The organism is Arthrobacter sp. SE2, from assembly GCF_058244265.1.
Map to the genome: position 1 here is coordinate 58,048 of NZ_JBZAYA010000006.1, position 12,817 is coordinate 70,864.

Genomic DNA, 12,817 nt, shown 5'->3' on the forward strand with positions numbered 1-12,817 from the left:
TGCGCCCCGCCGCCGGATCAGTTCCAGCTGTAGAAGCCCTTGCCGGTCTTGCGCCCCAGATCACCGGCAGCAACCATGTCGCGCAGGATCTGCGGCGGTGCGAAACGCTCGCCGAGGGTGGCATGCAGGTACTCGGCGATGCCGAGGCGCACGTCAAGGCCCACAATGTCCGTTGTCTTCAGGGGTCCGGTGGGGTGTTTGTAGCCCAAAACCATGGCGTTGTCGATGTCCTCGGCAGAAGCGACTCCTGCCTCGACCATGCGCATCGCCTCCAGTGCGATGGCGACGCCAAGGCGGGAGGAGGCAAAGCCGGGCGCGTCCCGGACCACGACGGCGGTTTTACCCAGCCCAGACACCCACTGTTTTGCTGCGGCGAGAGTCTCTTCGGAGGTTTTCTCACCGACAACAACCTCGATGAGCGTGGAGGCGGGGACAGGGTTGAAGAAATGCAGGCCCAGGAACGACTCAGGCTTAGGCAGCGCCTCGGCGAGCCTGCTGACCGACAGGGACGAGGTGTTGGTCGCGAGATAGGCGTGCGGGGAAAGGTGTTCCGCCACGGCGCTGAGTGCGGTCGCCTTCAGCTTTCCGTCCTCGGGAACGGCCTCGACCACGAGGTCGCAGGAGGCGAAGGCGGCGTAGTCGGTGCTCGTTTCGAACCTCTTCAGGACCTCACCGCAATCCCCCGACAGGGCGCCGCGGTCAAACGACGCAGCGATGGAAGCAGCGACGCGCTCCTGGGCGCCGCGGGCGGAGTCGTCGTCGCGCTCGACGACGGTCACTTTCGAACCGTTGAGGAGGAAGGCATGGGCGATGCCGGCACCCATCCGGCCGCCGCCCAGTACCCCGACGGTGGCTGGCAGGAGTCCGGCAGCCGTGTCGAAGGATGCTTCGATGGTGTTTGTCATTACTGCTTCTTCCTGTCCAGGAACTGCTGCATGCGGTCGAATTTGGCCGCGGATTCGAAGAGTATGCCTTGGGCCAGGTTGTCGATGAGTGGATGGACCTCCCGCGGCGAGTGGAAGACGGTTTTTGTCAGGCGCACGGCGAGGGTGTCCTGCCGGGCAATGCGGTCGGCCAGGGCGTGGGCGGCATCCAGGAGGTGCCCGGGTTCAACGAGTTCTGTGATCAGGCCGGCGCTGAGGCATTCCTGGCCTGTCAGGGTGCGTCCGGCGAGGAGGATTTCCTTGGCCAAGGGTTCCCCGACGAGCTCGCGCAGTCGCCACGTTGCCCCGGCGGCGGCCATGATGCCCAGCCCGGTTTCCGGGTTGCCCATCCGCAGGTCCGGCGTGCCGATGCGGAAATCGGCCGCGTAGGCCAGTTCCGCCCCGCCACCCAGCGCGAAGCCGTCCAGTGCCGCGATGACGGGCATGGGAAGCTTCGCGATCCGGTCGAAGACGCCGGAGTTGATCCCGGCCAGGGCATCATCCCGACGACGTCCGCGCAATTGGGCGATGTCCGCACCGGAGGCAAAAATGGCCTTTGTTCCGGTGGCCGGCTCACCAGGAGTGCCGGAGAGAATCAGGACTTTGGGTGTCCGTTCAAGGTGCGCGCAGACTGCATGGAGCTCATCGACAGTGGTCTGGTCAATTGCATTGCGCATCTCCGGCCTGTGCAGCCGGACCGCCAACCGGTCCCCGCGTTCGTCAATCAGCAGCGCCGTGAAGGAGGATGCGTCCAGGGAGGTTCCGGCGTCGTTCACCACCGCCGTCATCAGACGCCCTCGATGAGCAGGGCTGTTCCCTGGCCGACGCCGACGCACATGGTCGCGAGGCCGAGCTTGCGGGCGTTGCCGGTGAGTTCGCGTTCCATGCGTCCGAGCAGGGTCACGACGAGCCGGGACCCGGAGGAGCCGAGCGGGTGGCCGAGGGCGATGGCGCCCCCGTCGGAATTCACGATGTCCTCTTCCAGCTTGAGCTCCCGCATGACGGCGAGCGACTGGGAGGCGAAGGCCTCGTTGAGTTCGACGGCGCCCAGGTCACTGACCGAGAGGCCGGCGCGATCCAGCACCTTCCGGGTAGCGGGGACGGGACCGATGCCCATCACTTCAGGCGCCACTCCCGCGGAGCTGCCCTCGAGGATCCTTGCGCGGGGCGTCAGCCCGTATTTCTGCACAGCGGCCTCGGAGGCGACGATGATGGCGGACGATCCGTCGTTGAGGCTGGAGGCATTGCCGGCGGTGACCACTGAGCCGCCCCTGACCACGGGCCGGAGCCCGGCAAGGACTTCCAGGCTTGTCCCTGGCCGGGGTCCCTCATCAGTGTCCACGAGGGTGGTGGCGCCCTTGCGTCCGGTGATGCCCACGGGCACGATCTCGTCGGCGAACCGGCCGGCGTTGATGGCCGCCAGGGCCCGTTCGTGGGAACGGACGGCGAAGGCGTCACAGTACTCACGCGACGTGCCGTAAACGCGGGCCACTTCCTCGGCGGTCTCCGGCATGGAGAACGCGGCCTTGCCGTCGCGGGAGTGCTGCCCGGAGAGGAACGCCGGGTTGGTGAAGCGCCAGCCGATGGATGTGTCGAAGACGGCTCCGGGCTTGGCGAAGGCCTTGTCAGGTTTTTCCATGACCCAGGGGGCACGGCTCATCGACTCCACCCCGCCGGCCACCACGATATCCGCGGCGCCGGCCTTGACCATGTGGGAGGCCATGATGATGGCGGACAGGCCGGAGGCGCAGAGGCGGTTGACGGTGATTCCCGGGACGCTGTCCGGGTAGCCGTTCAGGAGCCAGGCCATGCGGGCCACGTTGCGGTTCTCCTCACCGGCGCCGTTGGCGTTGCCGAGGATCACCTCATCCACAACCGCCGGATCTATACCGGCGCGTTCGACGGCGGCGCGTACGGTGAGTGCCGCAAGGTCGTCAGGGCGCATCGACGAGAGGGAGCCGCCGTAGCGGCCCACGGGCGTGCGGGCGCCACCAATCAGGAAGGCATCAGCCATAACTTTTTCAGTCCTTAAGTCCGTGTCTGTGTCGTGCTGTCGCGATCCGCGGTAAGGGGCGACGGTTTAGTTGAAGGGCGTCAGCTGAAGGCGGAAATGCCGGTAATGTCGCGGCCCACGATGAGCGCCTGCATCGAGTCGGTTCCCTCATAGGTGGAGACGACTTCCATGTCGGTCATGTGGCGGATGACGTGGTTCTCCAGGAGCAGGCCGTTGCCGCCCAGCAGCTCGCGTGCCTCGTTGCAGATCCACTTGCCTTTTTGGGCGGTGGCCATTTTGACCATGGACGCCTGGGCGTTGGTGAGCTGGCCGCGGTCGGCGAGTTCGGCCATCCGGGTGCACAGCAGTTGCATGGTGGTCAGTTCGCTGAGCATGTTCGCCAGCCGGGATTGAACCAGCTGGAAGGAGGCGATCGGCTTGCCGAACTGGTGGCGGGTCTGGGCGTAATCGGCGGCAATCTCGAAAACTGCCATGGCATGTCCGACGGCTTCCCAGGCAGCCCCGCCACGGGTCGCCTGCAGGACCCGGGATACGTCGCGGAAGGAGTGGCAACCTTCGAGCCTGTTGGCCGCGGGCAGGCGCATTTCCTCGATGACGATGTCGGCCTGCAGGATGGCCCGCTTGCCCACCTTGCCGGTGATCACGGTGGGGGAGTAGCCCGCCGGGTAGCGGCCGTCGTCGTCCTTTTCGACAACGAACGCGTTGACGTTCCCGTCCTCGGTGTTGCGGGCGAACAGGACAACAACGTCCGCGACATGTCCGTTGCCGATCCACCGCTTGTGCCCGTTGATCACCCACTGGTCCCCGTCGCGCCGGGCATGGGTTTCCAGCGCGACGGAGTCCGAGCCGTGGTCCGGTTCGGTCAGGGCGAAGGCTCCTGTTTTTTCAATCCGTGCCAGGGCAGGAAGCCAGCGTTCCTTTTGCTGCTCGCTTCCGAGGATATTCAGTGCTCCCATGCACAGATTGGAGTGCACACCCAGGAAGGTGTTCAGGCTGCCGTCTGCGCGGGCCATCTCACGGGCCACCATGCCGGCGGCCTTGCGGCTCATGCCCGGGCAGCCGTAACCCTGGATGATCGTGCCTATGATGCCCAACTCGGCCAGCGGCGGCAGCAGAACAGCGGGGAACTCGGCCCTCTCCCAGTACTCGTTGATGACAGGCAAAACTTGATTCTCGGCGAACGTCCGGACCTTGTCCCGGATGCCGATCTCCTCCTGGCTGAGGTCATCATCCAGCTGGAAGTAGTCGGAGGTAGCTGTTTGACGGTCGGCCGTTGTGGTCATCTTTGAACCTTTCAAATGCAGTACTGAGCCGGTCTGCGCCGGTGCCGGTCGGGCTATGGTGTGGACCTCGGCGGTCAGCGGCGGATCGAGCCGCCGTCGACCACCAGCGTCTGCCCGGTCACGAACCCGGCGCCGGGGGAGAGGAAGAAACGGGTGGGGCCGACATAATCTTCGACCACCGAGGCTCGCTTGATGGCCCTGGTCTCGATGTTCTTTGCCTCACCGCCGGCGAGCTGGGTGGCCAGCGGGGTCATGACCAAGCCGGGGGCGATCACGTTGACAGTGATATTTCGTGCGCCCATTTCCGCGGCGAGGCTCCGGGAGAAGCCGATGATGCCGGCCTTGGAGGCCGCATAGGCTGCCGCGCCCGCCGGGGCCTTGAAAACGGTCCCGGAGGAGAAGAGCACAATCCTGCCGCCGTCTTCCACCAGGTCCGCAACGCCCTGGACGAAGTTCAGGGTGCCATGCAGGTTCAGCAGCAGCACGCGCTCCCACTCAGCTTTGGGCATGTCCATGAATGGGCCGAACACCCCGATGCCCGCACAGTGGACCAGGGCGTGGATGCTGGTGCGGCCCTGTGCCGCGAGGGATTCGCGCACGGCCTGCGGGGCATCGCCGGCGACGTCGCCGGCGACGTAGTTCACCCCGTCAAGCGGGTTGCTGGGCAGGGACCGGGAGACGGACGTGACCGCCCAGTCGTTCCGCAGGTCCGCGGCCAACGCCTCGCCGATGCCGGAGGACCCGCCGCTGAGGACCAGGGCCGGGAAGGAGCCGTTATCCGTCATTACTTGCCGCCTTCGATGGTCGATTCGAGGAATCCGCCGATCAGGTCCCAGGTCTCCTGCGGGTGGGTGATGTTGGGGCAGTGCTTGTACGGCAGCAGTTCGGCCTGTGCGTTGGGCAGCACGGCCCGGAGGTTCTTGGACCAGCCGCTTTCCAGCAGTGTGTCCCCGGTGCACTCCACGAGCAGGACAGGGGTTTCCACGCCGTGTAGCGGCGCGGGGTAGGGATCGGCCGGTCGCTCAACCTTGAGCGCCTCGGGTACCGGCATGTGTGGTCCCCGCATGGCCGTGAAGTGCCCGGGCGCGGCTGCCCAGCCAAAGCGGGCATCGAGCTGGGCTTCCCGGCCGTCGGAAGGGTCGCAGAGGATGTCGAGGATCTCCTCAAGGCGGACCCGGGTTCCGTCGAAGTCGCCGATCTTGGCCATGTCCGGGGCCTTCCACGGGCCGCCCGTACCGTTGATCGTGGTGACTGAGGCGATCCGTCCTCGGTAGGTCTCATCGGCCAGCGCGCGCAGGCCGATCGATCCGCCGAACGAGTTTCCGACCAGGTGCACCGGCCCGGTGATGCCCAGGGAATCGAGCAGGGAGAAGACGTGACGGATGCGGAAGGCGAACGGCGAGACGTCCACGCGGATCGACTTGGCCGATCCGCCGTAGCCGAGAAAGTCCGGAGCGATGACGCGGAATTTCTCCGCGGCCAGTGGAAGGACATGACTCCAGGTCACGTCGGAGGCGCCGCCCCAGGCGCCGTCATGCAGGAAAACTACGGGAACGCCGTCGTCGGGGCCCCCGGCAAGGTAGCGGGTTTCGAGGTTGGCGACGATCGTCGTGGCCTCGGTGATCAAGGATGTCTCGGTGAGCATTGAGTCTCCGGTGATGGGTTCGGATGGTGGAAGTAAGAGGGGAGTTGGTCAGCCGAGGTTGTAGTCTTCGGTGCGCACATGGCTGGTGCGTTCGAAGTATTCGCGGGCCGGCAGCGGCCACATGATGGTGGATCGGCCCTCGGCGTTCATGTACCAGCTGTGGGTCTTGGACCAGCCCCAGGTGCGCTTGGCGCTGGCTTCGGTGATTTCCTTGTCGTACTCGGCAAACACGTCGGGGCGCAGGGACATGGCACGGTGGCCGCCGGCGGCCAACGTCTTCACTGCATCGATGATGTAGTTCGCCTGGCATTCCAGGAAGAACACCAGGTTCCCGTGGACAACAGTGTTGGTATTGGGCCCGTACATGCAGAAGAAGTTCGGGTAGCCAGGCAGTGTCACGCCCAGGTAGGCGCTCGCGTCGATGCCCCAGGTCTCGTGCAGGTCCTTGCCTCCGATGCCGGATACGGACATGGGCAGCAGGAAGTCGGAGGCCTTGAAGCCGGTGCCGAGCAGGATGATGTCGGCCGGGACGTGCTCGTCGCCGAGCCACACGCCGTCGGAGTCGATGCGGTTCACTCCCTGGCTGACCAAGCGGACGTTGTCCCGCTTGAGCGTCTTCACCCAGGTGCCGTCGTCGCAGATGACCCGCTTGGCGGCCGGCGGGTAGTCGGGGATGATCTGCTTGCGCAGCTCCTCGTCGTCCCCGGCCTGCTCCTCCAGGTATGCGGTCAGCTCCTGGCGCAGCGCCTCGTTGGCGGCGGAGACCGAGACCTCGGTCGGCGGGAAGTCCGGGTCCACAGTCGCGGCCGGCAGGTTGCCGATGAGCCGGGGCAGGAAAATGGAGAAGCGGTAGTAGGCGCGGTACTGGTTCAGGTTGTTCAGCAGCCAGCGTTCACCGCTTTCGATCTCCTGCCGCAGCACCGGTGTGGGACGCAACCACGGGGCGCTGCGCTGGAAAATCGTTACCTGCTCGGCAACCTTGGAGATGGCGGGCGCGAACTGCAGGGCACTGGCACCGGTGCCGATGACAACCACGCGCTTGCCGCTGAAATCGATGCTGTGGTCCCATTGCGCAGAGTGGACCACCGGACCGCTGAAGGAATCCAGTCCCTGGAGGTTGGGGATCGAGGGCCGGTTGAGCTGGCCCACGGCGCTGACCACAATGTTGGATTCGATGGTTTCCCCGACGCCTGCGGCCGTCTTGGTTTCAAGGGTCCATGTACCGGTTTCCTCGTCCCAACGGGTGGCCGTGACCTCGGTGCCGAACATCATGTGCTCGAGCAGGCCGTTGTCCGCGGCGAACCGGTGCAGGTAGCCGTGGATCTTTTCCTGGCGCCCATAATGGGTTTCCCAGTCGTGCTGGACGAAGGAATAGGTGTAGATGTGGCTGCGGACGTCGGTGCGGCAATCGGGGTACGTGTTTTCCCACCAGGTGCCGCCAACGTCCAGGCTCTTCTCGATGATCTTAAACGGAACACCCGCCTGCTTCAGGCGCAGGCCGGCCAGCAGGCCGGAGAACCCTGCGCCGATCACCACGGCGTTTAGTGCGCTGTCCGGGGCGATGTCCTGGAGCGTCCAATGGGGCTGGCGGGGGTCCACCTTGTTGGGGGTGAACGCGACCGCAGCCATCGCCTGGGCGTCTTCGTTCTCCCCGCCCATCAGCCAAGTGGCGAGCTTTCGCCGCAGCGACTCGTCGGGGACCGCTGCCCATTCGTCCTGGGTAGCCAGGAACGGCGCGAGCAGTTCCAAGCAATAGCTGCGGGCCTCCGCCTCGGTTGCCGGATCCAGGCCGCTGAGCGGAAGCGTCTTCAGGTTCGGCCGCCATTCATCGCGCAGCACACTTGCGTCGCCTGTGACGTGGGCCGTCAGCATGACGAGCGCCGGCACCTGGGCCGATTCAAGGTGGGCGCTCAGAGCTTCTTCGCTCATCTCCGTCATGGCGCGATCGAGTGTTTTGTTCATGTCGTCTCCGTAAAACAGGTATATGGACTAGTCTGCTCGCTGATCGTCAGCGCGGCCAGCAAGCCAGATTTTCGAGGAAGGGCAGCAGTGTTGCGGCGACCTGGTGGGGGTTCTCGAACGCGAGAAGATGCCCGCCCGGGGCGATGCGCAGCTCGGCGTCCTTGATTGAGGCGGCGAGCTGTTCGATCACTTCACGCGGGGTGCTTTGGTCGTCGTCGCCGCCGATCACGAGGGTTGGAGGCGGCGAGTCCGTGTGGAAGTCGCCGACCTGGGTCATGGCTTCGAAATACTCGGCGAGGGTGTTGCCACCGGCGCCGAGGAATTGTGCGCGGGCTTGCCGAACCAAGGGGTTCGCGGCATCCTGGGAGCCGTCACCGAACCAGCGGCGCATTGTCATGTCCACGGCAGCTTCAAGTCCGCCGGGAGCCCGGACCTCAGCAGCGCGTGCCAGGGTTCCACGGGTGGCTGCCTCATCGAAGCCGCCCCGGGTTGCCATCAGGATCTGTGCATCGACCCGGTCCGGGAAGCTACCGGTGACAGCCTGGGCGACCATGCCGCCCAGTGAGATGCCGAGCACCACGGAACTCTCGATGTTTTCGGCGTCCCACATCGCGGCGACATCCTGGGCAATAAGCCCCAGTGTGAGGTCCGAGACTCCATGTGGGCTTTGTCCATGTCCGCGGAAGTCAGGTGCGAGCAGACGATAGTCTTCGCCAAGTGCCCCGGCCAACGGTGCGTACCACGATCCGTCCAACGCCAACGAGTGCAGGCAGGTGATCAGGCGCGGGCCTTCGCCGTACTGGCGGTAGGCGACGATGGTGCCATCGGCGCCGGCAACCTTTTGCAGGTTCTCAGCCATTCTGGCTCTCCTCCCTGATGCGCTGTTCGGCGAGTTCGACTTCGCTTCGAAGTCGATCGGACATCTCGTGGAAATAGGACTTGAACAGATCGGAGTCCCGCCGCATCTCCTGCCGTCGCGGCCGCTCGAGTTCGATCTTCATGTCGACCACCATGCGGCCGGGCCGGCTGGCCATCAGGATAACCCGGTCGCTGAGCAGGATGGCTTCCTCAAGGTCATGGGTCACGAAGATGACCGTTGGGCGCTCAGCTTCCCAGAGCTGGGTAAACTCTTCCTGCTGGATCGCGCGGGTCTGTGCGTCCAGCGCCGCGAACGGTTCGTCCATCAGCAGTACTTTGGGGTTCTGCACCAGGGTCCGGGCGATTGCGACGCGCTGGCGCATGCCCTGGGACAAGTGGAGGACGTCGGAGTCCGCAAACTCGTGCAGTCGAACCCGGCGCAGCCATGCCTCGGCGCGTTCGCGACGCTCGTCCTTGGGAACCCCCCGGATTTCCATGCCGAGTTCGACGTTGCTGCGGACCCGGCGCCAGGGCAGAAGAGCGTCACGGGCGAAAAGGAAGGCCGCGTCATTGCTTCCGGGGCGTACCTCGGCACCATCGATGCGAACATTGCCACTGCGCGGCTTCAAGAGGTTGCCCACCATGCCGAGGGCCGTCGTCTTGCCGCAGCCCGACGGGCCGACGATGCTGACGAACTCCGACGGCTCGATGCGCAGATTGAAGTTGTCCAACACCCGCACTGGTCGATTGCCGTGGAGGAAGCTGTGGTTCACATTCTCGAACTCGACTGAAACTCCCCTAGCTGCGGTGGGCTGCGATGCCGTTCCAGTCGTGAGGGTCCCACTATCGCCGGTTGAGCGGAGGGTTGTATTGGGCATTGTCGCTCCAGTCGTTATTTTGCGGGGCCGACCCGTTTGGCAGTCTTCGTTGGCTGACGATTGCGGAGCCGGCACCAAGGATGATCACGCTGGCACAGCAATGAACACGAGGAACCGGGAAGTCTGATCCTGTGGTGCACGTCACCCACTGGTCAATGAATCGTTGAACACCTTGGCTGCAGAGTCAAGAAAAACAGGCCCGATCCGTGGCTATCACCTCGATAGCGATTCTGACGTTGCCCACCGCCTCGAATGGAAGGAAGCTTTCTCAAACGCACCATTGCCATGGAGGGCCCGCCATGCGTGAAGCCGGCCGCACACCGGGCACACATCAATCAGGAGGACGTCAGATGACGAACACAGTCAGCACCAGCAAAAAGTCGGGTCAGACCACCTTCGACTTCACCGGCCAGGTCGTCATCGTGACAGGCGCTTCCGGCGGTATCGGCTCGGCGCTTGCCGACAAGTTCGCCGAAGCCGGCGCGGATTTGATCCTGCACGGACGCAAGGCCGAGGCGCTCGAAGCGAAGGCCGAGCAGATCCGCGAACTCGGACGCAAGGCCATCGTGGTCACAGGCAACATCAAGGAACCCGAGACCGCCGATGCGCTGGTCCGTGCCGCCCTGGAGGAATTCGGTCGGATCGATATCCTGATCAACAACGCCGGCGGCAACTTCGCAGCACGCCTGGAAGACCTGTCAGCCAACGCATGGAACGCAACGATCGGCACCAACCTCAGCGGTGCCTTCCACGTCTCGGTCGCCTGCCTCCCGGTCTTTGAGAGGCAGGGCGGCGGCAACATCATCAACGTCGGCTCGGGTTCGGCGAACTACGCCCACCCGATGCGTGGTGCGTATGCGGCTGCCAAAGCGGGGCTTGCATCGTTGACCAAGACCATGTCCTGGGAATGGGCCGACCGCGGCGTGCGCGCCAACTGCGTTGAGCCTGGCGCCACGCTGACCCCGTCCTCGCGCTTCGCCAACGCGGACGTCGAGAAGTCCTTCGGCGAGTTCCTGGCCCTGGGCCGCGTGGGCCTGCCGGAAGAAGTCGCCGACGCCTGCCTCTACCTGTGCTCCGAGGCCTCGAGCTTCATCACCGGAACGGTCCTGCAGGTCACCGGCGGTCCGCACACCTCATCGCCTTTGGACTCGAAGCTCGTCCGGGCACCGCGCAATGCGTGATTCAGCCAGCACCACCGAAGACCGCAAGGGAAGGGCTTGACATGGAAACGATCGCAAAGGCGGACACCTTGGTCGCCGCCGCAGGCTCGCGGGCCTACAACGACAACACGATACTCACAGAACGGCGCCGATCACGCATCAAGCGGGAGCTGAGCGTCTGGGCACTGAGGATCGGTGCCCTCGCCGTCTTCGTCTTCAGCTGGTCGTTTGTGACCGGTCAAGGGATCGTGGATCCGACACTGGTTTCCACCCCCGGTGATGTCGGGACATCCTTCATCAAGCAACTGGGGGATGGCACGTTCTGGGTCGATGTGACCGCGACCTTCAGCGGTGCCATGGCCGGCTTGGTCTCCGGTGCGATCCTGGGCATCCTGGCAGGGGTCATCTTCGCCCGCGTCGAAGTTCTTCATGTCGCAGCGAGGCCCTTCCTGACCCTGATGAACAGCCTTCCCCGTCCGGCACTGGCGCCGATCTTCATCCTCTGGTTCGGCCTGGGCTTCGGCCCGAAAGCGCTTGTTGCCTTCAGTGTGGTGTTCTTCGTCCTGATGACCAGCACCATCGGTGCCTTGCAGGGGATCGACCACGACATCAAACAGTTGACCACGTCGCTGGGAATGACGGCCAAGCAACGATTCTTCAAGATCGAGCTGCCGTCCGCGTTGCCGTCCATCGTGGGCGGGCTACGGCTTGGCGCCGTGTACTCGGTGCTCGGTGCGGTGGTCTCGGAAATGGTCGGCGCGTACACCGGACTTGGCCAGCGGTTGGTGGTGGTGACCAACAACTTCCACGTTTCGGAAACCTTCGCCATCCTGCTCGCCATGGGCTTGCTGTCGATGGTCCTTGACCTTTCCATCTCGGGCTTGCAGAAGCTCGTGACCAAGTGGACAAGATAGTCCTGACCAGGGTCGACAACAACCCATCATCCCGTTCGGATCCTTTGTGACCGCAGAGGAAATATCCCCGGAGTTGTGATCGGAGTAACGTGGTCATCCACCGGTAATCGACCGAGGCAGCAGAGGAGAAAAAGCCATGAGGTTCGCACAGTTGCGCTATCTGGAGGCAGCCTTGCGGACGGGCTCATTCCGGCAAGCTGCCAAGGAACTCGACATCTCCCAGCCGACCATTACGAACCAGGTACAGCGGCTCGAAGAGGACTTGGGCGTCATCCTGGTGACCCGCGGTGCCAAGGGTGTGCGGCCAACCTATGCGGCAGACAGGATCATGCCGCACGTGGTCGCGGCTGTTCAGGCCGAGCGTATGCTGCGCGAGGAAGCCAGCGCTATCGGCGGCCTGAAGTTGGGCACGGTCCGGCTCGGAACGGTGCCGGCCGGGTCCCAGTCGATTCTTCCCACGGTGGTCAAACGGCTGTTGACCGAATTCCCCAATGTGCGTTTCGAAGTCGACGAGGGTCCCTCGAAGATGGTGGTTCGCGGCGTCCTCAGCGGCCATTTCGACGTCGGCCTGGTGACCCGCCTGCCCGGTATCGAACTGGTTCCGGCCGAAGATGCTTTGCTGCACCACATCGATCTCGTCTCAGGCCGGCTGGTTCTGGCCGTTCCCGAGGGCCATCGGCTTGCCGGCAAGGATGACTTCGAACCCGCAGACCTGGAAGGGGAGGCACTGATCTTTCCTGCAGAGTCAAGCATCCTGCGCGTGGCCTTTGAACGAATGCTGGAAGGGATCGAGGCCAGAATCGTCTACGCCACACCCAATGCTGAGGCCGCGCAAGCCATGGTGCGCGCCGGCGTCGGAATTTGCATGGCGAACACGCTTCTCGATTCGACCATCAGCGGCAAGGGTGTTGCGCTCGTGCCTCTTCCCTTCGAATGGGCACGTGCCAGTACTTCCGCCATCGTCAGGAAAGACGAGGCCAGGTCCTCGGCAGTGCAGGCGTTCCTGCGTCTCTTGAGGGAAGCCGCCAAGACCTTCTAACCAACAGACAGGCCCGCCGCGCCTTTCTAGCCGGCGGCCTTTTTGGCATGCCCAACGGCCGGCCCCTTAGGGGCGTTCGGTACCCGCCGATAGCGCAGGCATATCACCCTGCCAGCGCTGGCGACCTTCCCAGGGCCGAGT

At 64.5% G+C, this 12,817-nt stretch carries 12 protein-coding genes; 3 read left to right on the forward strand and 9 right to left on the reverse strand.

What is annotated here, in order from left to right; genetic code table 11:
- Positions 1–17: 17 nt before the first annotated feature.
- The 9 genes from AC4CS3_RS10155 to AC4CS3_RS10195 all read right to left on the reverse strand — a co-directional run bounded on the left by AC4CS3_RS10155 (position 18) and on the right by AC4CS3_RS10195 (position 9,563).
- Positions 18–905, reverse strand: a complete 888-nt coding sequence (locus tag AC4CS3_RS10155; protein WP_490783340.1) for a 3-hydroxyacyl-CoA dehydrogenase family protein — start codon at positions 903–905, stop codon at positions 18–20.
- Positions 905–1,711, reverse strand: coding sequence for an enoyl-CoA hydratase/isomerase family protein (locus tag AC4CS3_RS10160; RefSeq protein ID WP_490783341.1), 807 nt, complete (start codon positions 1,709–1,711; stop codon positions 905–907). Before AC4CS3_RS10160 ends, AC4CS3_RS10155 begins: the two co-directional genes overlap by 1 nt.
- The gene (locus AC4CS3_RS10165; protein ID WP_490783342.1) at positions 1,711–2,937 is read right to left on the reverse strand and encodes an acetyl-CoA C-acyltransferase; all 1,227 of its coding nucleotides are present in this window, start codon (positions 2,935–2,937) and stop codon (positions 1,711–1,713) included. Before AC4CS3_RS10165 ends, AC4CS3_RS10160 begins: the two co-directional genes overlap by 1 nt.
- An 80-nt stretch (positions 2,938–3,017) precedes the next feature.
- Positions 3,018–4,220, reverse strand: coding sequence for an acyl-CoA dehydrogenase family protein (locus AC4CS3_RS10170; protein ID WP_490783343.1), 1,203 nt, complete (start codon positions 4,218–4,220; stop codon positions 3,018–3,020).
- A 74-nt stretch (positions 4,221–4,294) separates the two neighbouring features.
- Positions 4,295–5,005, reverse strand: a complete 711-nt coding sequence (locus AC4CS3_RS10175; protein ID WP_490783344.1) for an SDR family NAD(P)-dependent oxidoreductase — start codon at positions 5,003–5,005, stop codon at positions 4,295–4,297.
- Positions 5,005–5,865 carry an alpha/beta fold hydrolase gene (locus AC4CS3_RS10180; RefSeq protein WP_490783345.1) on the reverse strand — a complete coding sequence of 287 codons (861 nt, stop codon included), beginning with the start codon at positions 5,863–5,865 and terminating at the stop codon, positions 5,005–5,007. The genes AC4CS3_RS10175 and AC4CS3_RS10180 overlap by 1 nt, the downstream gene beginning before the upstream one ends.
- A 48-nt stretch (positions 5,866–5,913) precedes the next feature.
- Positions 5,914–7,827 carry a flavin-containing monooxygenase gene (locus AC4CS3_RS10185; protein ID WP_490783346.1) on the reverse strand — a complete coding sequence of 638 codons (1,914 nt, stop codon included), beginning with the start codon at positions 7,825–7,827 and terminating at the stop codon, positions 5,914–5,916.
- Between the two features lie 46 nt (positions 7,828–7,873).
- Positions 7,874–8,686: an alpha/beta fold hydrolase gene (locus AC4CS3_RS10190; protein ID WP_490783347.1), complete on the reverse strand. Its 813-nt coding sequence runs from the start codon at positions 8,684–8,686 to the stop codon at positions 7,874–7,876.
- Positions 8,679–9,563: an ABC transporter ATP-binding protein gene (locus tag AC4CS3_RS10195; protein WP_490783348.1), complete on the reverse strand. Its 885-nt coding sequence runs from the start codon at positions 9,561–9,563 to the stop codon at positions 8,679–8,681. Before AC4CS3_RS10195 ends, AC4CS3_RS10190 begins: the two co-directional genes overlap by 8 nt.
- A gap of 350 nt (positions 9,564–9,913) precedes the next feature.
- Here AC4CS3_RS10195 and AC4CS3_RS10200 point away from each other — a divergent pair, with 350 nt between their 5' ends.
- The 3 genes from AC4CS3_RS10200 (at position 9,914) to AC4CS3_RS10210 (ending at position 12,676) form a co-directional block, all read left to right on the forward strand.
- Positions 9,914–10,744 carry an SDR family NAD(P)-dependent oxidoreductase gene (locus AC4CS3_RS10200; RefSeq protein ID WP_490783349.1) on the forward strand — a complete coding sequence of 277 codons (831 nt, stop codon included), beginning with the start codon at positions 9,914–9,916 and terminating at the stop codon, positions 10,742–10,744.
- 41 nt (positions 10,745–10,785) lie between these two features.
- The gene (locus tag AC4CS3_RS10205; RefSeq protein WP_490783350.1) at positions 10,786–11,637 is read left to right on the forward strand and encodes an ABC transporter permease; all 852 of its coding nucleotides are present in this window, start codon (positions 10,786–10,788) and stop codon (positions 11,635–11,637) included.
- A gap of 136 nt (positions 11,638–11,773) precedes the next feature.
- Positions 11,774–12,676: a LysR family transcriptional regulator gene (locus tag AC4CS3_RS10210; RefSeq protein WP_345046555.1), complete on the forward strand. Its 903-nt coding sequence runs from the start codon at positions 11,774–11,776 to the stop codon at positions 12,674–12,676.
- The last annotated feature ends 141 nt before the right edge of the window (positions 12,677–12,817 follow it).

Coding starts and splice junctions, on each gene's coding strand:
- AC4CS3_RS10175 (WP_490783344.1), bottom strand. CDS start 5,005: ATGACGGATAACGGCTCCTTCCCGGCCCTGGTCCTCAGCGGCGGGTCC.
- AC4CS3_RS10200 (WP_490783349.1), top strand. CDS start 9,914: ATGACGAACACAGTCAGCACCAGCAAAAAGTCGGGTCAGACCACCTTC.
- AC4CS3_RS10180 (WP_490783345.1), bottom strand. CDS start 5,865: ATGCTCACCGAGACATCCTTGATCACCGAGGCCACGACGATCGTCGCC.
- AC4CS3_RS10190 (WP_490783347.1), bottom strand. CDS start 8,686: ATGGCTGAGAACCTGCAAAAGGTTGCCGGCGCCGATGGCACCATCGTC.
- AC4CS3_RS10195 (WP_490783348.1), bottom strand. CDS start 9,563: ATGCCCAATACAACCCTCCGCTCAACCGGCGATAGTGGGACCCTCACG.
- AC4CS3_RS10170 (WP_490783343.1), bottom strand. CDS start 4,220: ATGACCACAACGGCCGACCGTCAAACAGCTACCTCCGACTACTTCCAG.
- AC4CS3_RS10185 (WP_490783346.1), bottom strand. CDS start 7,827: ATGAACAAAACACTCGATCGCGCCATGACGGAGATGAGCGAAGAAGCT.
- AC4CS3_RS10205 (WP_490783350.1), top strand. CDS start 10,786: ATGGAAACGATCGCAAAGGCGGACACCTTGGTCGCCGCCGCAGGCTCG.
- AC4CS3_RS10160 (WP_490783341.1), bottom strand. CDS start 1,711: ATGACGGCGGTGGTGAACGACGCCGGAACCTCCCTGGACGCATCCTCC.
- AC4CS3_RS10165 (WP_490783342.1), bottom strand. CDS start 2,937: ATGGCTGATGCCTTCCTGATTGGTGGCGCCCGCACGCCCGTGGGCCGC.
- AC4CS3_RS10210 (WP_345046555.1), top strand. CDS start 11,774: ATGAGGTTCGCACAGTTGCGCTATCTGGAGGCAGCCTTGCGGACGGGC.
- AC4CS3_RS10155 (WP_490783340.1), bottom strand. CDS start 905: ATGACAAACACCATCGAAGCATCCTTCGACACGGCTGCCGGACTCCTG.